22 protein-coding genes and 1 pseudogene are annotated in these 24,542 nt (G+C 43.6%); 15 read left to right on the top strand and 8 right to left on the bottom strand.

Annotation, left to right across the window (positions count from 1 at the left end):
• Positions 1-927: 927 nt before the first annotated feature.
• The 10 genes from NC996_RS26055 to NC996_RS26010 all read left to right on the top strand — a co-directional run bounded on the left by NC996_RS26055 (position 928) and on the right by NC996_RS26010 (position 7,609).
• The gene (locus NC996_RS26055; RefSeq protein ID WP_190684177.1) at positions 928-1,968 is read left to right on the top strand and encodes a hypothetical protein; all 1,041 of its coding nucleotides are present in this window, start codon (positions 928-930) and stop codon (positions 1,966-1,968) included.
• Entirely contained in the window at positions 1,968-2,246 is a 279-nt protein-coding gene (locus NC996_RS26050) for a hypothetical protein (RefSeq protein WP_190684173.1), read from the top strand. Before NC996_RS26055 ends, NC996_RS26050 begins: the two co-directional genes overlap by 1 nt.
• Positions 2,247-2,337: 91 nt before the next feature.
• On the top strand, positions 2,338-2,670 hold the full coding sequence (locus NC996_RS26045; RefSeq protein WP_190684170.1) for a hypothetical protein: 333 nt from the start codon (positions 2,338-2,340) through the stop codon (positions 2,668-2,670).
• Positions 2,663-2,857, top strand: coding sequence for a hypothetical protein (locus NC996_RS26040; protein WP_190684167.1), 195 nt, complete (start codon positions 2,663-2,665; stop codon positions 2,855-2,857). Before NC996_RS26045 ends, NC996_RS26040 begins: the two co-directional genes overlap by 8 nt.
• Before the next feature lie 121 nt (positions 2,858-2,978).
• On the top strand, positions 2,979-3,152 hold the full coding sequence (locus NC996_RS26035; RefSeq protein WP_190684164.1) for a hypothetical protein: 174 nt from the start codon (positions 2,979-2,981) through the stop codon (positions 3,150-3,152).
• 61 nt (positions 3,153-3,213) lie between these two features.
• Positions 3,214-3,882: a hypothetical protein gene (locus tag NC996_RS26030; protein ID WP_190684161.1), complete on the top strand. Its 669-nt coding sequence runs from the start codon at positions 3,214-3,216 to the stop codon at positions 3,880-3,882.
• Positions 3,883-3,898: 16 nt separating this feature from the next.
• A complete protein-coding gene (locus NC996_RS26025; protein WP_190684158.1) occupies positions 3,899-4,315 on the top strand; it encodes a hypothetical protein in 417 nt (138 codons plus the stop codon).
• Complete coding sequence (locus NC996_RS26020; RefSeq protein WP_190684155.1) at positions 4,312-6,012, top strand: hypothetical protein; 1,701 nt, start codon at positions 4,312-4,314, stop codon at positions 6,010-6,012. The genes NC996_RS26025 and NC996_RS26020 overlap by 4 nt, the downstream gene beginning before the upstream one ends.
• A 349-nt stretch (positions 6,013-6,361) precedes the next feature.
• On the top strand, positions 6,362-6,658 hold the full coding sequence (locus NC996_RS26015; protein ID WP_190684153.1) for a helix-turn-helix domain-containing protein: 297 nt from the start codon (positions 6,362-6,364) through the stop codon (positions 6,656-6,658).
• Between the two features lie 135 nt (positions 6,659-6,793).
• The gene (locus NC996_RS26010) at positions 6,794-7,609 is read left to right on the top strand and encodes a hypothetical protein (RefSeq protein ID WP_190684150.1); all 816 of its coding nucleotides are present in this window, start codon (positions 6,794-6,796) and stop codon (positions 7,607-7,609) included.
• A 64-nt stretch (positions 7,610-7,673) separates the two neighbouring features.
• Here the strand turns inward: NC996_RS26010 and NC996_RS26005 are convergent, their stop codons facing one another.
• The 4 genes from NC996_RS26005 to NC996_RS25990 all read right to left on the bottom strand — a co-directional run bounded on the left by NC996_RS26005 (position 7,674) and on the right by NC996_RS25990 (position 12,519).
• On the bottom strand, positions 7,674-11,465 hold the full coding sequence (locus NC996_RS26005; RefSeq protein ID WP_190684147.1) for a hypothetical protein: 3,792 nt from the start codon (positions 11,463-11,465) through the stop codon (positions 7,674-7,676).
• 278 nt (positions 11,466-11,743) lie between these two features.
• Positions 11,744-12,034: a hypothetical protein gene (locus NC996_RS26000; protein ID WP_348260034.1), complete on the bottom strand. Its 291-nt coding sequence runs from the start codon at positions 12,032-12,034 to the stop codon at positions 11,744-11,746.
• On the bottom strand, positions 11,979-12,257 hold the full coding sequence (locus tag NC996_RS25995) for a type I restriction-modification system subunit M N-terminal domain-containing protein (protein WP_190684141.1): 279 nt from the start codon (positions 12,255-12,257) through the stop codon (positions 11,979-11,981). Before NC996_RS25995 ends, NC996_RS26000 begins: the two co-directional genes overlap by 56 nt.
• An 85-nt stretch (positions 12,258-12,342) precedes the next feature.
• Complete coding sequence (locus NC996_RS25990) at positions 12,343-12,519, bottom strand: helix-turn-helix transcriptional regulator (protein WP_339380251.1); 177 nt, start codon at positions 12,517-12,519, stop codon at positions 12,343-12,345.
• A gap of 764 nt (positions 12,520-13,283) precedes the next feature.
• Between NC996_RS25990 and NC996_RS25985 the strand changes: the two genes are divergently transcribed.
• Positions 13,284-14,003, top strand: coding sequence for a hypothetical protein (locus NC996_RS25985; RefSeq protein ID WP_190684138.1), 720 nt, complete (start codon positions 13,284-13,286; stop codon positions 14,001-14,003).
• A 155-nt stretch (positions 14,004-14,158) separates the two neighbouring features.
• Here the strand turns inward: NC996_RS25985 and NC996_RS25980 are convergent, their stop codons facing one another.
• On the bottom strand, positions 14,159-14,410 hold the full coding sequence (locus NC996_RS25980) for a hypothetical protein (RefSeq protein ID WP_190684135.1): 252 nt from the start codon (positions 14,408-14,410) through the stop codon (positions 14,159-14,161).
• 211 nt (positions 14,411-14,621) lie between these two features.
• Between NC996_RS25980 and NC996_RS25975 the strand changes: the two genes are divergently transcribed.
• Positions 14,622-17,081 carry an NACHT domain-containing NTPase gene (locus NC996_RS25975; protein ID WP_190684132.1) on the top strand — a complete coding sequence of 820 codons (2,460 nt, stop codon included), beginning with the start codon at positions 14,622-14,624 and terminating at the stop codon, positions 17,079-17,081.
• Between the two features lie 151 nt (positions 17,082-17,232).
• On the opposite strand, the gene NC996_RS25970 is transcribed toward NC996_RS25975, so the two are convergent.
• Together NC996_RS25970 and NC996_RS25965 are read right to left on the bottom strand one after the other, a co-directional pair.
• Positions 17,233-17,562, bottom strand: coding sequence for a hypothetical protein (locus tag NC996_RS25970; protein ID WP_190684129.1), 330 nt, complete (start codon positions 17,560-17,562; stop codon positions 17,233-17,235).
• 47 nt (positions 17,563-17,609) lie between these two features.
• Positions 17,610-17,900 (bottom strand): toxin-antitoxin system HicB family antitoxin, encoded by a 291-nt coding sequence (locus NC996_RS25965; protein ID WP_190684126.1) that lies wholly within the window; start codon positions 17,898-17,900, stop codon positions 17,610-17,612.
• Between the two features lie 310 nt (positions 17,901-18,210).
• On the opposite strand from NC996_RS25965, the pseudogene NC996_RS25960 reads away from it, so the two are divergent.
• The 3 genes and pseudogenes from NC996_RS25960 to NC996_RS25950 form a co-directional block, all read left to right on the top strand.
• Positions 18,211-18,837: pseudogene (locus NC996_RS25960) on the top strand (recombinase family protein); the annotation flags it as partial.
• A gap of 973 nt (positions 18,838-19,810) precedes the next feature.
• Complete coding sequence (locus NC996_RS25955; RefSeq protein ID WP_190684124.1) at positions 19,811-20,167, top strand: hypothetical protein; 357 nt, start codon at positions 19,811-19,813, stop codon at positions 20,165-20,167.
• 369 nt (positions 20,168-20,536) lie between these two features.
• A complete protein-coding gene (locus tag NC996_RS25950) occupies positions 20,537-20,776 on the top strand; it encodes a phospholipase D-like domain-containing protein (protein ID WP_190684121.1) in 240 nt (79 codons plus the stop codon).
• A gap of 319 nt (positions 20,777-21,095) precedes the next feature.
• Here NC996_RS25950 and NC996_RS25945 read toward each other — a convergent pair whose 3' ends face one another.
• Complete coding sequence (locus NC996_RS25945) at positions 21,096-24,389, bottom strand: phage/plasmid primase, P4 family (protein WP_190684118.1); 3,294 nt, start codon at positions 24,387-24,389, stop codon at positions 21,096-21,098.
• Positions 24,390-24,542 lie beyond the last annotated feature (153 nt).

Below are 24,542 nucleotides of genomic sequence, written 5' to 3'. Positions count from 1 at the left end.
CCAGCTAACTTTTTGATTCATGCAAAAATTTCCGGCATCACCGGAGTTATTCATCCAACCCGTCCTGGAAGTCGTTTTAGTTTCCTAGCTTGTCTTTTGGTGTGTGTGTGTGTGTCCTGGGTTGAACCAACTCACTTACACATCATGGACAATTACCGGGATTCTAAGGTACCATGAGCGTAAGATTTTTGAGAACCTAATGGTTCTTTGTTGGGGTTGGTGAGTTAATTCGCGGTAACTTCGGTTCTTTGAGATGAACCAGTTCTGTCGGGTGACTTACCTCCTTTTTTTTGCTTATTTTTCAGCCAATATTTAAGTAAAAATTTGACTGAAATTAGTCTTCAAGAAATGAGTACATTTGTTGCTTAAGTACAAAGGTACTAAGGAATCTATATAGCATGATCCTCATTTATTTTCCAGTGGGATAAATAGATGGCGATGCGATCATCCAAACATCATTACTCCTTCCGCTTACGAGTTCTAGGGTTTGGTGGAGGGGCTTCTTTTTGCTTAATGTACTCGTTAATGAAGTCTGTCAATACTTCATTCATGCTTCGTTTTTCAAGGGCACAAGCTGATTTGAATCGTGCCCTTGTGTCCTCTGACAGGTAGATGGACATTTTTACTGGTTTTTCGTCCTCCAAAGCGTATTTGCCTCTTTGTCGCCTTACCCCTATAGATTGCCATCTTTAACGGTGAAAGGCTATAGAGCTAAAACTATAAAAAAGGAAAACTTTTTTAAGACTTGCAGTTTTGTAGCTATAGCGCTATTGTAGCATTCATAGGCAGCAAGCGCCTATCTCACCCAACTCCTGGCTCAACCGAGCAACCCACTCTGCAAAGACTTAGCAATGGGAGAACGAAGGTATAAGTCATGTGCTGAAAAGGTTCTGCGACTTTCTACAACTAAATTAAGGAATAAGCCTCATGCAAAGCACTACCCAGGCTGTGCCGTTTTCTGGCGTATCTCCCCCACTTCTGGCAGTTGGATATGACGGTGGTAACGGTAGCATCAAATTAATAGTAGATAGTGCCGAAGTTCGCATTCCGTCCTATGTTCAGCCATTGCACGGAGAAATTTACGATGTTCCAGAGTCGGCTGAAGGTAGTTTGATTGAATATCTTTCAGGTGATCGTACCGACCTTATCGGACAGCGGTGGCTTGCTGGTCAATCTGCCTACCAAGTCAACCCACTGGGATACTCGCGGACAGTCGATGACCGAGCTGGAAAAATCAAATATGGCTTGCAATTGTTCTTGGGTGCGCTGGGTACGATGTCTCAACGCGCTCGGTGGAATCTTTCAGTTGTAGCCAGCCTCCAAGATTCCCAAGCTTTCGGATCACAACTTCAAAAAACACTCGAAGGGCAGCACTCGATCCGAATCAATCACAAGGGTGTGAGCCACATTGATTTATCGGTTAGCGCTGTGGTTGAGGAAGGGTCTGGAGCGATGGTTAACGCATTGTCTTTAAACCTAATCCAACCTAAAACTCAGAACATTTTTATCGATTTAGGCAACGGCACGATTATCAGCAGTGTGTTTGGCGCAGGTGGAAAACTGGTAAATCGGAAAGTTGCACTTGGTGGAGTAGACGCACTGATTGAAGCGATAGCCAAAAACCTTGATACTCGCCGCCAGTTAATAAAGGAAGGAGATAGACATCTCATAAGGACTGGCATTGAAAACGGAACATTCCAGTATGGAACAACAGGCTGGAACTTCCGCCAGATTTACAGCACAGAGCTAAAACCTTGGGTTAGCCAAAATTTGGCGATAGCATTCAAAGCGATTGACCCCTGGCGCGAACAATCAGAAGCAATCGTTGCGATTGGCGGAGGTTCTCAACTCCCCGCGATTACCCAACTGTTAGCGGCTCGGAATATTATCACTAGCCCTGATGGGAGTTGGCTAAATGCGCGTGGATTGGCTCGGCTGGCACAAATCAAATTAAAGAGGTCAATCTAGTGGGTACCACTTCTTCCAAACGAGTTTCCATTAAGAGTTATTTACTTCCGTACCTGGATGAGATTGGTGAAGAGTTAGGAACGAAAGACGCTTCAGAAATCGTTCACCAAATTATTACCGAACACAAGCGATTCATCAGAAAAAGCTTATCCGCTTATTCAACTGGAATCATTGAAATGCCTACCCCAGCACAGGTACGAGCGGTAGAGAAACCGAGAAGCTTCAATGACGATGATGTACTAGCCTCTTCTCTAGGTGATTTATTAGATGTTGCTTAAAAAGTTTTCAGTAGACAGCGGCGTAAAGTTTGACCGACCTTCATCGCTGACTACTGGCTCACACAATCGAAGTAATGGAGCAATTTCAATCATGCCAAAACTTGTAGCCAGTAAGCCACTTAATTACTGGGTCAGCGCCACTAAATCCGACAGAGCTTATTTAGTCATTGCCGAACTAGAACATCGATTTGGCAGCTACTTTGAACAACTGACTCGCCAAGAACTGCACACGATTTTGACTTATTGCACTGCGAAAAGCGACCAAGGGGATACCTGGTCATTAGTGGAAAACAGCGACCTCAGCCAGTTGGTTTGCGATGCCCTAGATTTGATTGATGAGTTGGAAAGGAATTTTCAGATTGGTTTAGCCAAATTCCTCATAGAGGCAATCAGCGCACGGGTGAAGGAAGTTGACCATGCCTAAAAAAGAAATCTGGGCAGATAACCTTCGCAGTGTCGGAGTGCCAGAAAAACTTTCAGTTCGAGCCGCGGATATTCTCAGCCGACAAGATGCAGGCGAACTACCCTATCCACTGCCAAAACCAGAGCAGCACATCGTCAGCAGTGCATGGCAATGGTACGCCGCAAAGCAACGCCAGGAAGAATCATGAAACACGCCATCGCTCTTGTAGCAATCGGAGGGATTCTGTTAGCTCCTACCTTTCACCTGGGCAGCGCCAGAATGTTCTTCCACCGAATCAGAAACGGGATGTACCAGAGGGAGATTAACCAATGAAAGATTACATCGGACTTGCTTTGATTTTGGCGGGAGTCGGTTTTTACTTCATGGCAAAGCAGCCACAAACCGATCCTAAAGATTTAGTGATTGAACAGCAGTATCAGCGCATCCAAACACTTGAAGCTGAACAGCGTGGCATGGAAAGAGCGCTCGGATTGAGTCGATAAACCACAAGCGAACGCTCTGTCATGGCAGGGCATTCGCACATTACTTGATTAAGGAGTTAGCATGGATTTTTCATCAAATAAAAGCACTGCTATCGTCAAGTACGAAGGGAAAAAGTCTAGTATCCACAAAGTACATTCGCTAGATAAAAACCTGGTCGGTTTGACTAAGAATTACTTCGGCATTGACCTTGAACAGCTTCCGAACATGACCGACCAGCAGCTAGCAGAGTTCGCTGATAGAGCGGCTGCAATGGATAGGTTAATTGAAGTCCTAGCAATACTCGAAAAACACTTCAAAACCCTGATTGAAGGGCAGGTTGTTTACGAACAATTTGTAGCCAACATTCAGAAGGATGCCGCCAGCGCTGCCAAGAAAATTGATCAACAAATACTCAATGTATTCCTAGCAGGAAAAGGCTACCAGCAGCACGTTCGGATGATGGGAGAAAAAGCGGCAAACGGCGTCCGACTAATTGATGCAGAAGGACGTAGCACTCTCACCTTGGAACGAATGGACTTCCAAACTGCGTTACAGATTGTGGCACGTCGGCACCAAAACGGTGTACGTCGCATTCAAGAGAAAATCCCTCTTATGGAGAGACGGGAAGCGCTAGCAGAACAGGTAAGAAAAGAAAAAGAGGAACGCAAAGATTTAATCGCGAATGGCTCTCGTTCCTCCCAGAAAAAAGGATTCTGGCAGGGGATTGGTGACTGGTTTAGCAGTCGTTAATTAACGATGAAAGCTGATGTTCAACCCTAGTAATCATCAGCCTCACCACGAGGCTGACTTCCTTTCTGATGAATCTCAAGTTAAAGAAAGTAAGGCAATCAAGTCCTATCGAGTATTTGGGAATATCTCTGAGTTCGGTTTGTATTTTTCGGGCGGATTGACCCTAGCTCTACTCTGCCGATTAATTCCAGGAATGCTCATCACTTACGCTTTGTTATTAGCGTGTTCGACTGGTTATCTCGTTCTAACTGCCAAGGGAAATCCACAGGTAAACGCCATTATTGGTTTGGCAATCACTACCTCTTTAATCGGTAGCTTTTGGGATTTAATCATTAGCTTGATTTTGGTGGTTAATCCCCTGTGTTGGATAGGGATGATTTTGGCAGGATTCGCGGTCGGTTTATCAATATTTATCAGGAGGTCGGGGCAGTGAATCCAAAGCTAATTATGTTGTCTGCGATGGCATTGGGTGTCATTGGTTCGGCTTTCGGAGTGCAAGAAAGTTTCGACGGCAAGCTTCACTACTGCCTCCCTGTAGAGAGTGGCTGCGAACAGCGCTCAATTCCCGACTGGATGCAACCTCCAACAGAAGCGCTAAACGTGCGACGAACCCCAGGAGCAGCGGGATGGAAACTGCTTGGCTCATTCGTGTCAATCGCTGGCTTTGGAGTATCGATGACATTGGCGCGCTCGCTCTCGGAAGTGGAATCGAAAAAGCAGAAATATTCTCAAATTTGGGAAGGAGTGAACCTCCAAAAACTTAAGTTAGAAGCACAAGCAGAGTTAGAAGCATTCAATCAGCAAGTGATGCTCCTTGCAGCGGAACAATCCTACTCTGTATTAGCACCGTACCAAGAGCCGCTGGAAGCTGAAGTTGTTTCCGAGGCTCAATCACCTGATACAAAAAATGCATCGGGCGAACCGTTATCGATTGAAAACAACAATCCACAAACTGTAGAACCCAGCACACCCAGCAGTCCTCCCTCAGAAGGTTTATCAGGCACAGTCCTAAACAAAGACTCAGAAACAATCGGCATGGCAATCTTGGATGGGCTGGTGGGTTCTCGCCGCTCTACCCTCCTTGTGGGTAGTACCGGAGCAGGTAAATCTGTCACCGAAGCATACCTTCTCTCCAAGTTTCAACAGCGTTACCCCAATGCAGAAATTTGGGCGATCGCTCAGAAAAATGATTCCTTCGGTGGTTTGGATAAAAAAGGACGAGTGATTTTATTCGATGCACTTGACCCATCAGAAGCATTAAGAGGGATTGACCACATCCACGGCATTTACGACAAACGCCGCAGGTTGCCCGAAAGCGCCAGAACCGACTTGAACCCAGTGCGATTAATTCTCGCTGACTGGCTGAGTATTAACCAGGCACTAGAAGAATTAAAGAACGAAGAACCCATTAAAAGCTCTAAATATCTCACCAAGCTGGCAGACATTATTTACAACGGACGTGAGCTAAATGTCTGTTTGATTGTTGATTTACAGAGCTTTAATTTAGCTGCCATTGGAATGAAAGCAGACCGGAACAGTCGAAAAAACTTTAACCTCGTTGGATTAGGAAATTACTCAGTTGATGAGTTTGGCAGCATTAACGAATCTTACGGCGTGTTGTCCAACATGATTGGGAACAAAGACATGGTTGCCGATGAGGATGAACGGTCAACACTGCTAGCAACATTCAAAGAACTCAAGCCAATCTCCAAGGATAATCAGCGCCCAATCATCTTCACCACATTAGAACCGAGTCGGGTCGCTTTACTTCCCGATTTGAGGCACTACAAGCCTGGTCAATCGGTACGGATGAAGTTAGAGGGCTATACCCCTGAATACCTGAATCGAATTTTGAGTCTTGAGTTTGAAATTGATACTCCGGTACCACCAGAAGTACCTGGTAAGACGGCAGAAGTCATTCAGGACAATGCTCAAGCCAAAGAAGTTTTGAGAAGTTGGTTTGCAGGTAAAGGATGGGTGAAAATTAATCGCGCTCGGTCAATGTGTAAATCGCTTCTAAAGCTAACGAAAGATTCAGATGAAGTCCGTTCGCTCATCAATGAACTGCTTCAAGAGTCACTGGTAATCGTCAATGAGACTGACGAATTTAATGTGGATGTGACCTCGTGACCGGGCGTGAGAAATCCGGTCAAAATCTCTAAATTCGTGATTGGGTCACGAATGGTCACGAGCAGTCACACCCTTAGCCAGTGGGGGTCACAGGGTCTACACACTTCGGTAACACTCGTGACCCGTAACCAGATGCTGACTAATTCCAAATGGCGATCGCTAACGTTGCTTCCACTGATAATCGCCTGAATCTGCACTTTTGTTTTAGAGCTAATCTTCGTCCCAATTGGGACGGAAAAATTTAAAGTATCCCGCTTGTGTAAGCAGCTAGGTAACGCAGTTACTAAAGTCTTTTCCCTCATTTCACAAATAACGAGTCAGCTCACTCACGTTATATAGGAGGTGTTCAATGACTCGACAAATTCTAACTGAGCGTCAACGTCAACTCATCCAAAATTATGCTTACTCTCAGATGCAAATGACTCCACAAGATTTTCTTTGCAAGTGGAAATTAACCTATGAAGAAGTCTCTCTAATCTGCTCTCGCTCTCCCGGAACGGTTAGTTCCTGGTTCTCTCCTCAGAAAAAACATCGTCCCACTAGAAATGATATGCGTCACCTTGCTTTAGTTAATTTCCTTTTGGAGAACTACGAGTCAATTCCAGAAGACATCATAAATCTACTCTGTCCACCCTATTTAAATTAAGAGTAATACTCGGTCAACAGTCAATGTCAAATCGATATTTTTTGACTTAAGGCTTTCTATTATTTTTTTAAAGTTAGCAGATTCTTGGGAGTCTTTGACTCAGATTTTCTGCGCTCTTTTACTGGAGGAATCCTAATGAGTTTAACTTCATTCGTCAATGAAAAGGATGTTCGCGAACGCTTTAACGCAGAATTCCTTAAACCAGTCTTGATAAAGAATCAGGCGCTACTCGCTCCCCCTCTCACTCAAAATTCTCGTGTACTGGGAGCTGCCTTTGATTATCTGATGCGTTTCCATTTGAAGAGGTTGAATCCACAAGCTGTTGAGCTTCCCTGGATAGCCGAAAATGCTTGGTACATTCTGGATAGCAGAGGTTTAGATGAATTGTGTCAGCAAGCATCTGGGATTCTGACTCAAGCAAAAGAACGTTATGCAGAGTTTCTCTCAACCCAGACTTTGACTGATGAACTTCTTGCCTCTACCTTACTACTGGCTAAACTAGATGGCTTTTATCGTGCCCTAAGAATGGATGAGAATCTTCTACAGGTTAATGAAGAAGACGTTCGGGATTTAAGAGCTTTAATCAGTGCCGTTGATTTTAGTTTATTTCAGACTTCAGGGACGGTTATCTTAAATCCACAATTCAAAAGCTCTTCTTTAGTGAAGGGTGCAGATGCAGATTTAATCCTTGATGATTTACTCGTCGATATCAAAACGGTGAGGGAACTGGATTTGCAGAGAAGGGACTTTAATCAACTGGTCGGATACTATGTTTTGAGCCGGATTGACTCACTCAAAGGCGTACCGCTTGCCTACGATATCAAACGCTTAGGCATCTACTTCTCCCGCCACGCTTATCTTTTCACCTTCAACGTTAAAGAGGTAATTGATGAGCAAAAATTCCCTGAGTTCTTAGAATGGTTTCAACTAAGAGCGGGAAGGAGCGATTAAATCGAGATTTATCAAATGTTGACGCGATTGGGTTGGTTCCATCCTTAGACAGGAAATTGAACACTTACAGATAAGCCTTGGAAAGCTCTGACAAAGAAACTACAGGAATGGGGGATGACCATAAGTGAGGTGTAGCTAGTTCGTAGTCTGTCACAATCATTGCTTCAACAGACCAAGTGGCATTGGAATCCAATCCAAACTCGCTCAAAACTTCGGATAAGTGGCTACAAATCCACTCGACACGCTCCTGATGGTGTTCTACAGCAGATTTCTCCCTCCTGCTTTTCTTATCTCTCCCCAGGAATAATTCATCCAACTCATTCTTCATTTCGTGCGGTGCACGGGCGAGAGCAAAATCTTTGCATTCAATGACTTTAATAGAGAAATTTCTGGGGTCAATAACCAACACATCAACATCACCCAGTACACCCTGCTCACCTTGAATCTTGGATTTCCCTATCTTCTTAACCCGGCGGCGGACGGTCAAAGCTGGATTTTGCTCTAGTAAATCAGCTACCTCATCGTTGAACTCCTTCGTCTGCTCATTCCTCACAACACTCATTACTTGCTTCATCTCGGTACTTTTTGCCTTGAGCCGACCATTAAGACAAAGATAAACAAGGTACTCACTTACAGTATTTACGTGACGAATTCCCCAAAGAACTTCGGTTTTCTCGTCCCGCTTTCGCAGCAGAAAAGGGCGACGTAAATAGGAAAGCGCACGATTAAATTTCCAAGGATACACATCACCTCCTTGATGAGGCGGATCAGGTTTCAGAAAGTCAATACGGGGTTTGATAGCCAGTATATCTATCACCTGATTGACTCGTTCTAACGACCAGCCCAATCCCTCACTTAAACGCCTAATTAGGTCTTCTAGAGGCAGAATAGCAACGGTAGGATGAAGTTCTCTGCCAATGCTGACCGCCTCACCCAATATTTCTTGAATCTCCGTAATTGAGAAACCAAACTCAATTGCTGATGCCGCATCCATCTGAGCTACAAAACTGGGTTTCTCAGAAGATTTTTGTGGTCTGTGCCAATGAAGATTAAATGAGCGAGTTACTCGACGGATCTCTCCACCTGCAAAGACTGACACGTACTTAGCTCTCGCCTTTTCATACTCATCCCTATTCGCACCTAGCCTTCCAGAAGGCAGCATCGATCGCTTGATGTCAGCTAGTTCAAAGTTGATGAGATCACTCTCAAATCCAAAATTGACGATTTGAGACGCAAGAGCCTGAAGGCGATCATAAACAGTAAGACTAAACGGACGTATACCAGTCGGTGGTTGAGCAACAACATACTCAATGACAAAACGACTAGCAAGTGCAGCTTTGTGACGTTCTGGCAGTTCATTACTTAAGATATCTATCATCTCCGGCTCTGAACTGAAACAAGCAAGTCGAGTCGGTATAGTCATACGGTGAAATGCTGTCTCACGCACGATCGCTTCGTGATATGCAATTAGGTATTCTAAAAGCTGCTCCGGATTCAAGGATGCAACTAGCTTCTTAAATTCGCTGTAGAAGAAACCAACTGCCTTGTTGATAACAATAGTACGCTCGCCATCTGGAATCTGTCCTACTTTAAGCTTTTCAACGGAACTCAAGTAGTCACCAAGCTCATCCAGAAGCTCATCCTCATCTGCCTCCTGAACCTTACGGTAGTCTGGCAATCCATCTTCCTCAAGTTCAGGATTAAGATTGCCTTCTAAGTAAAAAAGTTTCTTCTTAATTCCCAGAGGTGCATGAAGATCAAGAATTGTGTGAATAACCTCATCAGATAATGCTTCTTGTTCTTGCGTTGGCAGTAAGTCTCGGATGCCAGCTAAAATACGCTGCATCAAGTATCTTTCGCCTTCGTTATTATCACTTTCCAAGAGCGAAGATATCGCCCATGAAATACTCACATCCAAGGTTGCATTTACCAAATTAGCTTCGCTCGTAATTGGCTCTTTTTCTAAAGTAGCTTGTCGTTCTTGAATGTGTTGCCATGCTTCATTTGGTTGAATAAATAATTGAATCAATAAAATATTTTGTTTGAAGTTAATAGCCTGAATAACTGAGTTAAGCGAAGGACTAAATTGCCATAACCAGTAGCCAATAGTCTCAGTGAACTGAGCATATAAATGGTGATATTCTCTTTGAATATTATCTTCTTGTTTAGAACTAACAATCCAGATAGGCAGCGACAATCCTTCAACAAGTACAGCAACTCTCTGCTGGACTCGACTCAAGACACTTCTAGGTATGTAAACAGGAATATCGCCTGTACCAAATAACGAAGTTACTTCAGTAACATAATTAGAAGTATATGAAGGCACAGCGTGCCAATCTCGCTGCCGTAAAACTTCCCGTCTTAATTCTCCAGCTCCTCCTGCTTCAATAATTACCAAGGTTGGACGAAATTCATCGGAAGAATAAAAAGTATAATCCTTATTTCGATAAAAATAGAAATTATTGAGTTCACCTAGGGATATTACTTTCGCTTGCTGTTTTAGCCTCCAAGATGCCCATACATATTTCCAAATAGCAAGAGGATTTCCACCTTCTAGAAGGGTTATTGTCTCTAAATCTGCTGCTGTTACTCCTAAAAATAATAGAGGTTCTATCTCTGGCAATTCTCTAAAGCCAAGCATCTGCAAACGTCCAACCCCCTGACATACCAGCAGAAATAGAACTTCATTAATATCAGACCTCTGAGTAAATGCAAACTCGCAAATTTCTTGTAGTCTTACCTCTAACTTGTTACCTACGTCTTCTAAATCCCAGCGACCAAATGGATCTTGGGGGTTGTAATCAGTCAATGCATCGGTTACGAACGTAACATAAGCTAGTTTGTCGCTATCGAAACTGAAAAACGCATCCTGAAAGTAAGGTATATCAGGAGATTGGGGCAACGAAACTGCTACACGTTGATGCTCAACATAGCCAAGAGAATCAATGACAGTCTTCCAAGCAGCAGAGTGATAACGGGTTGCAAGTTCAGTGTTCACGCCATGTTCAAGAGCAAGGCGAATTATTTCATTACGGGCTGCTGACAACAGCATTCCTGGAATTGCAACAATAAATTTGTCAGCAGCCTTCACAATGGGTCTAACTAGAAGCTCCCCATTATCTACCTGGTAGCCTGTGATGGAGATATGCCCTTGCTGCAAAATTAAATTTTCTATCTCAAATGGCGCAACATTGTGACAAGCCAGCAAAGCAGCAAATTCTGAAGCAGTAAAGGAAACAGCTTGTCGCAACTGATCTAGGCGTTCAGGAGAGGGGAAAACTACATCTTCCCCAAGGGCAGAAACGGGGTCAACGCCTCTGCCCAAACCTGCTCGTCGTGCCACTTCATTACTAAGAGCTAAAACTCCTATAAGAACAGCACGCGCCATTTCCCTAAAATGAACATCTGGGAAAGGGTCAGCATCTAAAAATAGTGCCCTGGCAAGATGTCGCAGAATAAATGTAGGTTCCTCGACAATTCCTGGGAAAACGATGTAGGAGCCACCAATAAATGTAAACGCTTCTGTAAAAGAATTATCAAAAGGGTCTTCTCCACTGACTAGGGACTCTAACCCTGTTGAATCACAACGGCAAATTTTTTCTAATTGCTTGAGGTTAATCTTCTCCTTAGAACCAAAGCCCTTACTCTTAACTGATGCAACAACATGGCTCAGAACTTCAAAGCGAAAGGCACGATCAGCGTTTTCTGGCATTAGCTGCAATGCAGCAAGCGTTCCAAGTAGGTCAACCGAATCGAACGTAGTGAGAGATTCCGCAAGCTTACATAGAGACTTTTGCTTAGGACTGACCAGTTTTCGTAGAGTTGTAAAACTAGCTTTTTGTCGTTTTTTTGCCATATTGAGCTTAAGAAAAATAGGAGTTGGTGCAAGAGATTAAAGTGTTTTGACATCCTGCTATAGTGCATTTGAACTATATAATACCCGATATAAATCTGTGTTTTGCTGCAAAATTTTGAGCCTGTATATCTTCTACACATCCAGAACAAACTATCTTCTATTGTGCCTACAATAGGCTACAGACGTATTTGCAAGCCTTTTCTTTGCCCTTCGATTCTATAATTTTTCCTCCCTGATAAGCTTCTAGAACCCAATCCAACCAGCGATTCGCCTTATAACTAAGCACCGCCTTTTTGCCCTTCCTTCTGAGCAAAATTCCCTAGGAAATACTGATAAATCTCTCCAAAGGCATCCTCAGTAATATCTTTTCTAGGAATGCGATCTAAAATTCTCAACAACTCTCGCAGAATCGGCTTTTCCAAGCTGTTGTAATTTCTAGGCAAAGCACCGCCGATTTCTTCATTCTCGTCTGCGATCACTTTCATCACCGCATTAATCGCCCCGCCAATCTCCTCAGCTTCTGGAAGATTGAGCAAGTAATCGAAACGGGCAGTCTCTGGCAGAAACAACACCCCCCTTAGCTTGGTAATCCATCTTACCTACCGTGCGCCGCCTGCTACTTGTATTTACCATCTGCTGCTCAACTAAAGCAAACTTATAATCTGCGTAGAGAAGGAAAATTAGCCCCTGGACTGGCACCGAGTATTCAGAGGGTTTGAGCTTTGAGTTCGCCCTGAGTTCACCCGCTGCTTCCCAAAGGCGTTTTTCGATTTCGGTGTAGTTAGCTGGCATAAGTAAATTAGTCTATTTAATCGTTTCCCAAAGAATTGGTTGCCCTGCGGCTGGCTGAACTATTGTAAGCGAGCGCGATCGCGCGTTACTTTCGAGTAGCAAAGTACCGTTCCAGTAAATCCGAACCGCGATCACCCATCTGCCTCAATACTTCCTCAATCTGCTTACGCATCGTAGGCAGCGGCTTTGTCCGCTTATTTTCCCAACGGTTCACCGATTGAAACGACACACCCAGCTTTTCTGCAAACTGCGCTTGAGTCAACCCAATCGAAATCTGGTTTCACGTACCAGTGCAGCAATTTCTAGCGGATTGGACACGGGCATGACAATAATGTTTCCCAAGCTTTCTCAATCGAGCTTAATCGACGAGACTCTATATCGCACATGGTATTCTTACTGAGCTTTAATTCAGCGTGCTTTTAATCAAGCTTTGAGATGCCGCCTGATGAAGTAGATTGCACTCCAGTTCGTCCCAATTGGCTCTCAATCATTGAAAAGCCTCTGCTGTTTTTGAAGAAAGGCTGAGTTCTCGTCGCTGACCCCAAGTGTGCATATAATTTCTTTATTACGCGCAGTTAGTTGCCGCATGTCTCATGTCAGTCACCCCCATCCGCAAATATCGTCATCTGAACTCGGCGTATAATTCGATGCGGTGTAGAAATGGATTCCGTCGGTCTCTGGAAGAAGCAGACCACGCAAGATTTTTTCTGGCGTGGTCGAAACCCTATAGATCCAAAAATTTACAGACAAAATATGTCTGTTATGAAGATGTTTGCAATGTTATACAAACAATACTTACATAAAGGCTTAAATCAGTGGTGGCAGTTGACCTCGAACTCAACACTAGCAAATTTCAAACGCCCATTATATAGATTATGTTAGGCGCACCCTAATGAAGTTGCCTCGCGATATTATTGTACTGGCCGTATAAAGCGTGGGATCAATGGGAGCAAGGCTTTGAATTATATGGATGATTCCCGATCCGTGTATGGGCGGAATGGATCTCGGTCACCTAGTGAGTGTCCAGTGCCTGTTTCCCCCGAAACTCTTGCGAACACTCTCGCTGAGCTTGCAAATGCACAGGGCTTGGACGTGCTTTCGGAAGCGTTGCGTACTCGTGGCGTTAGCGTTTCTCTCGATGATTACGATAACTGGGACGGTGGGCTATGGACGTGGTTGATTACAGTATCTTTGTTGCCACGTGATTGGGCGGCGTTTGATAGTGAGGAAAAGAGAACCGCAGTTGAGAAAGAACTTGCTAAACTCGCCAACGCTATTGTGGTAAGTGATGCTCATAGTTTCAAAGTTCGACTTGCAGTGACAGCCGTCTCATCCTCCAAGGGTGTGACAAATCAAGGCCGCGCGCATTCCGCAAATCCAGCGGCTATTGAGCATGAGGGATTACTGTTCCGCTCTCAGCCAGAAGTGCAGCTATTCATTGCTCTTCGTGACACAGGACTACCAGTAATGCCACTGCCCGTCGTAACATCCAACGGTCCACGTTTTAAGCGAATTGAACCCGACTTCGTTGTCATTCGTCGTGGCGTAACATTCGTGGTAGAAGTAGACGGTGATCGCTGGCATCAAGAATCACCAGCCGCAGCTCAGGAGCGCTTACGTCATTTGGAGGACGAGGGAGTGAGAATAATTCGTGTGCCTGCTAAGGACTGCACTACACCCGATTCTGCTAAGAAGACGGCACAAGATATTTTATTGAGGATCGATAAGATATTGGAGAGTCGCTAAAACCGTTCCTGCTAATCAAACTCTTGGCTCGCACTGTGAATAATTTTTGATGTTGCCGAGTATCCTAGCTTTGACAACCAGAGTTTTTTGTAGATATCCCACTCTGTCCAGGGTATTCCATTCAGAACCTCCTGGACAAAGTTTTTACTATATGGTTATTGCTGGCTCTTGCTCCTTTTCTCCTCTTCTTCCTGTTTATGAAGAAGGTTAGCCGCTTTCCCTCCCATCAGCCCCACCACAGCCCCAATACCTGTTTGCCAGGTTGTTTGGCAGGTTTCAAACACTCGCTCTTGTTGCGGTGTTAAATGTGGTTGCGAAGCAATGACTACGGCTGTGATCCCTGAAACCAGCGTAAAACCTACTACCGTCCCAAACACTAGCTTGAATGTGGATGTAATCTTTATCATTGGTTACAACTATGTGATAGCGAGGGTAGAGTTTCCGCCTCTTGGCATTTGAGCCGAGTCCCACGCTTGCTTATATTTCTCGACTACATCCACTTTCTCAACTAAGCTTTTGACTATTCGCTGAAACATAGGCTTATGTAGGCTGAGATTACCTTACATAACTCTCAAAGTTAGCTAGACTAGCTTTTCAGGTTACTTATGAGATGAATGAATGGACTCACTACCAGAAGCTTTTTTGAACCAGTTAGCTAATGACTACGACCTTTCGCCAGAACAAGGGGCAGCGTTCGTCCGACGCTTTAGTAGCAATAAGCAAGATTTGGATATCGCCAATTCTCTCAACATTTCTTCAGGAGCTTTCCGTACCCGTATGACTGGGGTGTACAGAAAATTTAACTTTTGTGCCAAAGGTCCAGGTAAATTCTATAAATTACGTGATTTCCTTACCAAAAAATATCAAAACGACTATCTTCATTCAACAGATAATACCGTAGCTACCAATAAAGATATAGATGCTTTAGTACAGGAAGTACGTGAAAAGATAAAGCCTAGTATTCAAGAATGCTGTGGCAAGATGCGTGTATTAGATATGGAACAGGCTATTGGATTAAATGATATTTATACTGATGTCAATATTCTAGAAAAGATTACGGGGCGTAGACGGTTAAAGATTTCTGAACTCTTGCAAGATTTTGACCCAGAGAAAGAAGACTTCATTCGTTGTGGACTAGGTAAAGTCAAAGGGAGGATAACGGGACTAGATGCTGTGAATCGTCACTCTAAATTGATGGTCTTGGGAAAACCTGGCGCTGGAAAAACAACGTTTTTAAAATACCTAGCTATCCAATGTGCTTTCGGCAATTTTTACTCTAACAAAATTCCTTTTTTTGTTACCCTTAAGCGTTTTTCTGAAATCGATAAAAAGCCAACTTTATTGGATTTTATAAGCCAAGAGTTCGCTAAAGATTCCGTTACACCTATTCAACTCTCAAACGTCCTCAAGCAGGGTAGAATGCTAATTTTACTTGATGGCTTAGACGAGGTCAAAGAAGAGGATAGCGAGTGGGTTTTAGGACAGATAAAAGATTTTTCTGCTCAGCACCGCACAAATCAATTTCTCCTCACATGCCGGATCGCAGCACACGAGTATACATTTGAACAATTTGTTGAAGTAGAGATTGCTGATTTCGATGATCAACAAATAGAAGCTTTTGCAAAAAAATGGTTTTGTCAGGAAGCATTAGACTTACCTAATCGATTTATACAACAATTAGAAGCTAATCAGTCTATAAAAGAATTAGCTACGAATCCTTTACTGCTAACACTACTGTGTTTAGAGTTTGAAGATTCGGGAGATTTCCCCCATAGCCGGGCCGAACTATATGACAGAGCAATTCAAACTTTGTTACGAAAATGGGATAGTAAGCGCGGGATTATACGAAATGAAATTTATAAAAAACTTTCCGTTGGACACAAGGAGGGTTTACTAAGCAAAATAGCATGGACTACATTTGAACGCAAGGATTATTTTTTCAAGCAAAGAGATATTGAACGCTACATTAGAGATTATATTCGTAACTTATGTAAAGACCCGACTGAATTGGACTCACTACAAGTCGATAGTGAAACTATACTGAAATCAATGGAAGCGCAACATGGGTTACTTGTAGAACGCGCACGAGGTATTTATTCTTTTTCTCATTTGACCTTTCAAGAATATTTCACGGCAAAAAAAATTGTTGAATCTCCAGCATCACAAGCTTTTAACCAACTGGAAAAATTAAGCAATTATGTCAACGAAAAGCGTTGGAGCGAAGTCTTCCTACTAACCATTGCCCTATTGTCTGATGCTAGCGATTTACTATTATTAATGAAAACTAAAATTGATCAACTTGTAGCGTCAGATCAAGTAATACAACAATTTCTTTTTTGGGCAAACCAAAAAGCTCTCCTTGTAAAGACAGCTTATAAACCAGCTAAAGTAAGGTCTTTTTACTTTATGTTAGACAATGGATTTTTAATGAACAAAGACTTTATATCGAATTCACCCTCCTCTTTTATCACAATCTACAAATCTATAGATATAATCGCACAGAAAGGATTCGGCTTTGACAAGAATTACAAAAATCTTGAGGATATTGAGCATGATCTAGTTTATGATTATGAACTTTCTCAAATTTACCTCACTGGTTTAGCTCATGTGTCCATTTTTACTATGTTTAAAGAACAAGCAGAAGCAGTTGACTTTAGTAAAATTTATGAAAGTGACCATTTTCAAAAGTTACGGCGGTCTCTTTTGTCCGCTATTGTTTGCGCCGAACGAACAAGTCTCGAACTTGAAATAAAATCCTCTTTGCAAAGATTAAAAGCTCAACTACCTAAATTGAATGACAACGAAAAAGACAAAAAGACATACCAAGAATGGTGGTGCATTAATGGTCAAGACTGGATAAATCAAGTAAGAGCTATAATAACCAAGTATAGAAATTTGGGACATGATTGGCAGTTTACCTTGCCACAAATAGATTTGCTCTCTCAATATTTTTCTGCTAATGCTTTGCTAGTTAATTGTTTAAAAAGTGATTGTTACTTAAGCCTTGAGGTACGACAGGAAATAGAGAATACTTTGTTATTACCCAAAGTAGAAATTGAAAACTTAAGCAACAATTAACATTTTTAAAAAGAAGACCTATTCCTCACATATTTCCGTCAGTTTACCTATTCTGCTAAATGCATTACATTTTTACGACTTTTACGTTACTAATATAAAAAAAAACTCAAAAATAGGTAAATCTTATTTCTGAAAAGGACTGTTTACAAGGCTAACTAGCAGGTTCGGTCGGCGTACTCCAATAATGATTGCAGCTTAAGCAATTCCATCTTCGCTTTTTATACTTCAACCCTTTGCTATGAACCTTTTTTCCTCCACAAGCTGGACATGGAGGTTTAATTAGGTTGGTTTGTGGAGATGACTTTGCTTCCGCTGCTAATTTTCGATTGGCTGCGCGCATCTCGTTAAGTTCTTTATCCTGCAACTTAACTACCTGTTGAGTCATATCTAACTGGTGGAAGATATCATCTCTATCCGCCTTAGTCTCAGCCAGCTTCTTCCTTACCTCCGCAAGCTTGGTTCTCAGTTCCTTGCTCTCCATAACTGCCTTTGTTTCTGCACTTTGCCTGAGAGATTTGTTCTCCTCTCTCAGGCGATTGACTCCCCCAACTGTTGCTCTACCTCGTCTAAACGATTTTCAATGCTAGACACTAGCGCTAGATGTGATTCTAGTAACGCTAGACGCGACTCTATCTCTGACACTATTTGAGGAGATACGGCAGCTTCAGCTTCCCATCCCAGCGCTGCTTTGAGGGCATCAATTACAAATTGATTGACGCTGGTATCTTGCTCTGATGCCGCCACCTTGACAGCCTCATATAAATCTTTATGCCCATCCAAACGCAGGTTTAGCTGAATCCTCTCTTTACCATTGCTCATACTATTTTCCTTGTACCAGACATTAACTAGACAATAGCTAGCACAAAGTCTAGTAAATGTCTAGTTAATGTCTAGTTAATGTCTAGTTAATGTCTAGCGACCTGTCTAGTTAAAAATTTAGTTAATTGTCTAGGCGCTCAAAATCAGTTCAGCCAAAACAGCCACTTGACTGAGTAGTTTGTCCCAGCAGAAGACTTCCCTAAATGGGACAATAAATTAGGCACTTTTCCGACGCTGGAAAGAGCATCGGGGTCGCTGATTTTTTAGGGGTTTAAATGGGACAGCCAAAGCCGTATCGGGTCGCCATTTATGTCGGGTTTCGACGGATGAGCAAAGTTGCGATCGCCAAGAAAGAGACTTGGTTAGTTACGCACAACTATCCGGTTTTGAAGTTGTGGAAGTTTACAAGGAAACAGCATCCGGGGCGAAATCCGACCGACCTGAGCGGAAAAAAGTGATGGCGCTCGCTCAAGCACGAAAGATTGATGCCATCATCGTTTCTGAATTAAGCCGATGGGGTCGCTCGACTCCCGACATTCTCAGCACTCTTGAGGAATTACGAACTCGGAAAGTTTCACTCCTAGCTCAATCGGGATTGGAATTTGATTTGACCAGTCCCCAAGGAAAATTGATTGCCACCCTACTGGCAGGATTAGCAGAGTTTGAACGCGACATTATTCGGGAACGGGTTAGCTCCGGAATGGCAGCGGCCAAATCGAGAGGGACAAGATTTGGCAGACAACTGGGGTACATTCCGGCTCTAGTTCGAGAAAAAGAATCAAAGGTGTTGGAGCTAATACAGCAAGGACTGTCCTACCGGAAAGTAGCCGAGTCACTGGGGCTTTCAAAAAACACCGTGATGAGAATTGTGCGAGATTCACCAGACCCGTCCCATTTGCTGCGGAATGAAAGCGATCGCGTCAAAGTCAAAGTTTAGATCCAGATGGTTTGGGCTGGGAGTACGACTGGGAAGAGAAGAAATTTTATTCCGTTTTTTTTCTCCTAAGTCTTGCAGGAGCGTTCCTGGCACTGTCTAATTTTTCCGCTCATCCACTTAAGCTATGAGCTAGGTGATTCATCCCAAATAATCGGGCAGCGGCTGCTTTTCACTGCCATCAACAGTGAACGCGGGTGAGAAGGCTAACCGCGTGCCAATTGGCACGTCACCTTATTGTGAGTCGTAAGTGGCAATCGCACGTAGAGCTTGCCTTTCTGTGTAAGGGTTACAGCATCTCGTCGCCAAAAAACCGAATTTCAAACTCGTTTTAAATACCCGTTCCAGAATGCATAGAAGAAGGTTTCACTAACTTGGTGACACTATCTATGCCAACCCCTTAGTTTCAACTTGACACCTTAGTTGAGAGAGACAAGGGATATCTAAAAAAAACATGGATTTGTTACAGACTCAATCGACAATCATTTTCGCTGTATTAGTCGGAGCTAGTTTTCTTTCAGCGTCTATCTTCTGGTCTGTTTCCACTTGTAAGTTTAAGGGTCTTTTTACCTTAAAGTTTGGGAAATGTGAGCTGACTATTGATACTCGCGACCTGAAACCGACTACTGACTCACTTGTAACAACACGATAACCACTTTCTCTAGAGACGGCTTATGAGTCTTTTTATAGTTGGCTCATAAGCCGCTTCAATAATTTGTTTCAACCAAAATCTTTTATGGAGGTTTGGACAAGTCAGTTGTTTGAGGGATGATCGTTCGTGCAAAAATGTGGCTTACGTTTTGATCGGCGTTGAACTTTCCACTAAATTCCTATCGCGTACCAATTGGTACTTGGCACGACCTTCAGAATGCGATCGCGCTTACACGAGAGCATCCTTTTCTCTAGCACTAGAATTTTAAATAACCCTGCTCCGCCTTCTTTTTCTAAATGCGCGAGTAGGTATAAGTACAAATTTATGAGAAGCATTTCATTATCTGACCTTTCTCTTCTGTATATTGAGTCACTTAAATTCAAAAATCATGGCTTCTCTTTGGAGATCGCAGCCGTTGGTACGAATCAAAGGTTTCTCATCTACTTGAACAATATCCTTAACTTTAACTTTTCAAGAGATTCTTTAGATGATGAGGAGGGGAATGAGGAGATAAACATCCTAGAAGTTGTTCATGAGTATCGAACTTTAGCTCAGAACGAACTTAAGAGCTATTCATATTTAGTTGATGATGTAAAGACTTTACCAAAGTTGCACATTGTTACTATTCAGGGCAGTGGTAGTGTAATGAGTATCATCTGTAAAAAAGTTGAAGTGCGATAGTAGAATGCTATTAATTTTATAATTGGGGGAGAGCAAACCAAACTCGACCTCTCGCCAGAAATGCACCAACAGCTCACCAAACTCGCTAACCGCACTGGCAGGAAGAAATCTGAAGTGCTGCGATTTTTACTGGCTGAAGCGTTGACAGAACTTGAGGAAGACAGTTAAGTACCAATTGGCACGCGGTTTGGGTTGTGCCAAAATGCAAGTTAGTTCTAAACGGATTAAGATAGACCACTAGAACTAATCGGCATTCAAAACCACCTGAAGTTCTGCCAGCAACTTCCGAATTTCCTTTAGCTGCGATCAGTAAGTTCTATTGGTTCAATCCGCCAGCGGCTTAAATCCTCGTCCTATCTCTACAGTGCTTTGCCCAAACTGGAAAATCTAGAGCAGAAATATCCAGACCGATTCCAGCTAAAACTACTGGGAACCCATGAGAAGTTTATCGTGTGCGATCGCTCGTGGACGGTGCTGGGAAGTCACAACTTTCTGACCTCTGGCACTAAAAGCACGGAGAGAGAAGTGGGCTTAAGAACGAATGACCCGCGCATCATTAGAGATTTGATTAAGCGGTTTGACACGGCTAAGAATTTGGAGAAGCAGTAGCCTACCCGGTTCTAAAGGAGACTTGAGTAAACCAACTGCAAGACTATGCCGAAGATTCCAGAATGCGATCGCACTTTTAATTTAAACCAACGCTCCAGCAATTTAGATATCTGTAGGAAGCCGCAGCCGTTAATCATCTGTTCTTCAAAGTCACCACTCCTGCCCTTCCATCCCTAAAACTTACCCCCGCAACTTTCCGTCCCAATTGGGACCGAAAAAACCATTGCTTACAAGAAAGAGGAGACATCTCTGTTCACTGCTTCAGAAAACAACAGTTGCGATCGCCTCCGAACAATTGAAAGCGATCGCAGCGACGAAACTAAGCAATCAACCACCAACTTGATTCAACACTATCTCTCCGAGTGTGTATGAGTTGCTCTTTCTTTACCCCTTTTAGGTCATCCTCTAATTCAAATCTCCAGTATGTTGTTCCCGGTAATTTAGGCACGGAAATTAGCGTAGCCTTTCTCCACACATAATCCTCAGGGCATTTCACCCAACACTTAACTCCAGGTTGTGCATCTCTTTGCGCTTGAGCTTTTGAGGTTTCAATTCGTTCCCGTTCCTCTGGGGTTAAGCGCTTCCAAACTTCCTTCTTCGCTTTTTCGATAGAGTTCACAAAAAGGCTCATTACCTGCATGATCGAGATTCCATCGGTTGCTTCGAGAATCATTTGGGCAATATTAGCAATCTCCTCTGGGCTGCAATCATGCCCTATCTCTTCCTCTCCCATTGCTGATGAAGGGGCGAGTGAAGGGTCAGGTGAAGGGTCAAGTGACGGGTCAGGAGCCTTGCTGGGCAAAGGGGTGACGGATGGTGAAGGGTCAGGTTCTACATCTTTTATGTATGTACTTTCATCTGTATTTTCAGTTGCCCGTTGAACATTGACGGTAGATTGTATTTCATCCTCTTTCAATCCTGACTTAGAAATTTTGTTTAATCCGTCACTATCCGTCACAGCCTTACTGGGCAAGGGTTCTGACCCGTCACCGTACCCTTCACTACCCTTCACCTGACCCTTCACCTCTTGCAAGAGTTCGTAATCATAGGTTGGAATGTTGCCGTCCCGACTATCATCCCGAAGCCTCAATCCTTTTATTAACTTTCCGGTTTTGGTGTGAACCTTTTCAATCTCAGTCCATCCCAGAATTGTGCGGCATAGTTCCAATAAATCTGGTGAGAAATTCTTATTCCCGCGTGCTGGTGTACCAGATTTTCGGCAATGCTGCACATAAGAACCGTAGAGCATTCGCTCGTCTTCTGCATCATTGCCAACAGGTGTTGTCGCTAGTGAATCTCTGATTACCCGGTCGTTTAACCATGCCGCAACGCTATCAGTTCTGATCCGAGATTCCCAGAACTGTTGGTTAAGCTCTGGTGCCGCTTCCAGTCCGAGTAGTACCTCTGTGACTCGCTGGGAAGGAATGGTCAGAAGATAATTCGTGAAGGCTGCCAGTTGTGGTTGAAAATCTTTGCTCAGGTCACGGCGTTTGGATGCGGCAATAGTTGCATTGAATGGAATACCGATAACCCGTCGTGACATCCCAGAGGAATTATCTCCTGCAAAAATGGGGAAGTTGGAGCTGACAGCGACCATTCCATCGAAGCGGAATTGAAAAGCCTTTTTACCCTTCTCTTCACCTCTGAGCAAATCCTGACCAATCAGGCTTTTAAACCGCCCTAACTGTTTGAGTGCTTTATCCTCATCCCAAAAAACGACTAAGCGCTTTCCGAAAGCATTTGCCGCCTCGAAGCGATTCCCACACCAATCCTCTAGTGTTGAGCTGTGGACATTCGTTTGCCCAATCAGGTCAACTAAGAGTCGCATATAAGTACCCTTACCGCTGCCACCAACCCCAGTTAGATGCAAGAATTTTTGAAGGTCAGCACGCCCCATCAAAACGGCATGGCAGTAGCAAATCAAAATTTCCTTGAGTCGGTCATTCCCACCTGTGGCGTGGGTTAGAAATTGGTCTATTAGGCTCCAATCGGTAGCATTGCTATCGTGTGAGCGTTCTAATGCCCACGTAAATTTATAGCCGGGTGAGTGCGGTAAAAGTTTGCCTGTTGCCAATTCCAGCACCCCATCGTGAAAAGGAAGTAGCTTGTTAGCAGACGGCTGTTCCCAACGCCGCTGCAATAACTCGCAGCGCAGTTTCTTGACAATGTTGACGACGAAGCTGTGCGACCCGTAGCCGCTAATTCCGCGTGCTTTGAGGATGCTCGATATCATGCTTTCGACAAACTCATTCGTTTCGGGCGACCACACGCCGGGGTGATCTCCTTCGTATCGCATCCAAATTCCAGTCACATCGTTGTAAGCAAGCTTGTCCCGATAATCTTCCGCAATCTTCTCCCCTAGAATGTCTGGGAGTGGAAGTTTCTCGCGTTTTTCAGACTTGCCTTTGGATGACGATTTCTTACTCTCAAATTGAGCTTCAAGCTTCAATCGCCACTCATCGTAAGGTAGAGCCTTCGCAATTAATTCATCCAATGCTTCTACTCCTTGGCTCACAATAAAATCATCGATGCCTTTTCCTTGCTCTGGTTCCCAATCCAAAACCTTCGGAACACAACCCTTTTGAGTAATCAACTTTGCAAGGTTATCGAGTGCGGCTTTTACCTTCTTGTTTTCCCGCAGGTCTGAATCAAACCCTAAAAATACACCTCTGCCGGGAACCACAAAAATATTGAGGTCTTCGGTGAGGTACTTTTTATCGCGCTGTCCGCCCCAAACGCCGGGAAGAATAATGGGTACACAACCGTTTGTGAGGATAGTATGCCCTTTCTTACCTCCCTCGGTTATTACTATGGGCACTTTTGGATTGTCTAGAACCCATTTCCAAAAGCCGTTATCATTGCGTGATTTGTCAATGCTGCCCTGAAATTCCAATCCGTGTTTCTTGGCGATCGCTTCCCAGGTAGCCATATCCACCACTGGGAAAATAGGGCGCAACTTCCCGCCTTTAGGGAAAGTGATGTATTTCTGAGAGTTGCCGTCCTGCTTGAAATCGATTGGAATATCTGGCTTGAACTGTCCACTGTTTGTATACATCCCGGTAGATGGATCGACCGAGCGGACGTACCAACCAGGAGAGCCTGTGTAGGCTTTCCAGTTCAAGAGTCTTGCAATCTCTTTTTCATCGTCAATGCTTCTGAGATTTCGATTGGTTAATTCCTCGGAAATCCCACTGCCCTCAACCCACTCTTTGATGTGTTCTGGTCGAGTCTCAATTAAAGGCAGAGCCACAACCTCTTTAACCTTTTCACTGACGGCAGGTTTAGGCTTCTTAGGTGGAGCAGTGATTACTTTCTTTGGCTTTGGCAATGAAGGCGCGATCTCTTCTCGGATTCGGATACTCTGCCGAGAAACATTTGCCCAGCACAGATAAGCTCCCTCATTCAAATCGATGGTTAGCGTTTTATCGCATTCCGGGCACAGATATTCATTCTTTCTGCCTTCTACTGGCGTTAAGCGATTCGCCCACTCTCGGATATCGAACTGCTTTAATTTAGGAGGTTGAGGGGCTGAGATTGCTAGAGCTGGCTGCTGGTCAATCGCAATGGCTTGATTGTTTTCTTCAACGGGCTGAACGGCTGTTAATTCTTGCACAGGGTTTACGCTCCTTCGTTTGTTGTGAAGGAGGCAGTCACCAGCTAACTTTTTGATTCATGCAAAAATTTCCGGCATCACCGGAGTTATTCATCCAACCCGTCCTGGAAGTCGTTTTAGTTTCCTAGCTTGTCTTTTGGTGTGTGTGTGTGT

Source organism: Trichocoleus sp. ST-U2, assembly GCF_039961875.1.
Lineage (GTDB): Bacteria > Cyanobacteriota > Cyanobacteriia > Cyanobacteriales > FACHB-T130 > FACHB-T130.
This window is presented reverse-complemented; position numbering and strand designations above follow the sequence as displayed.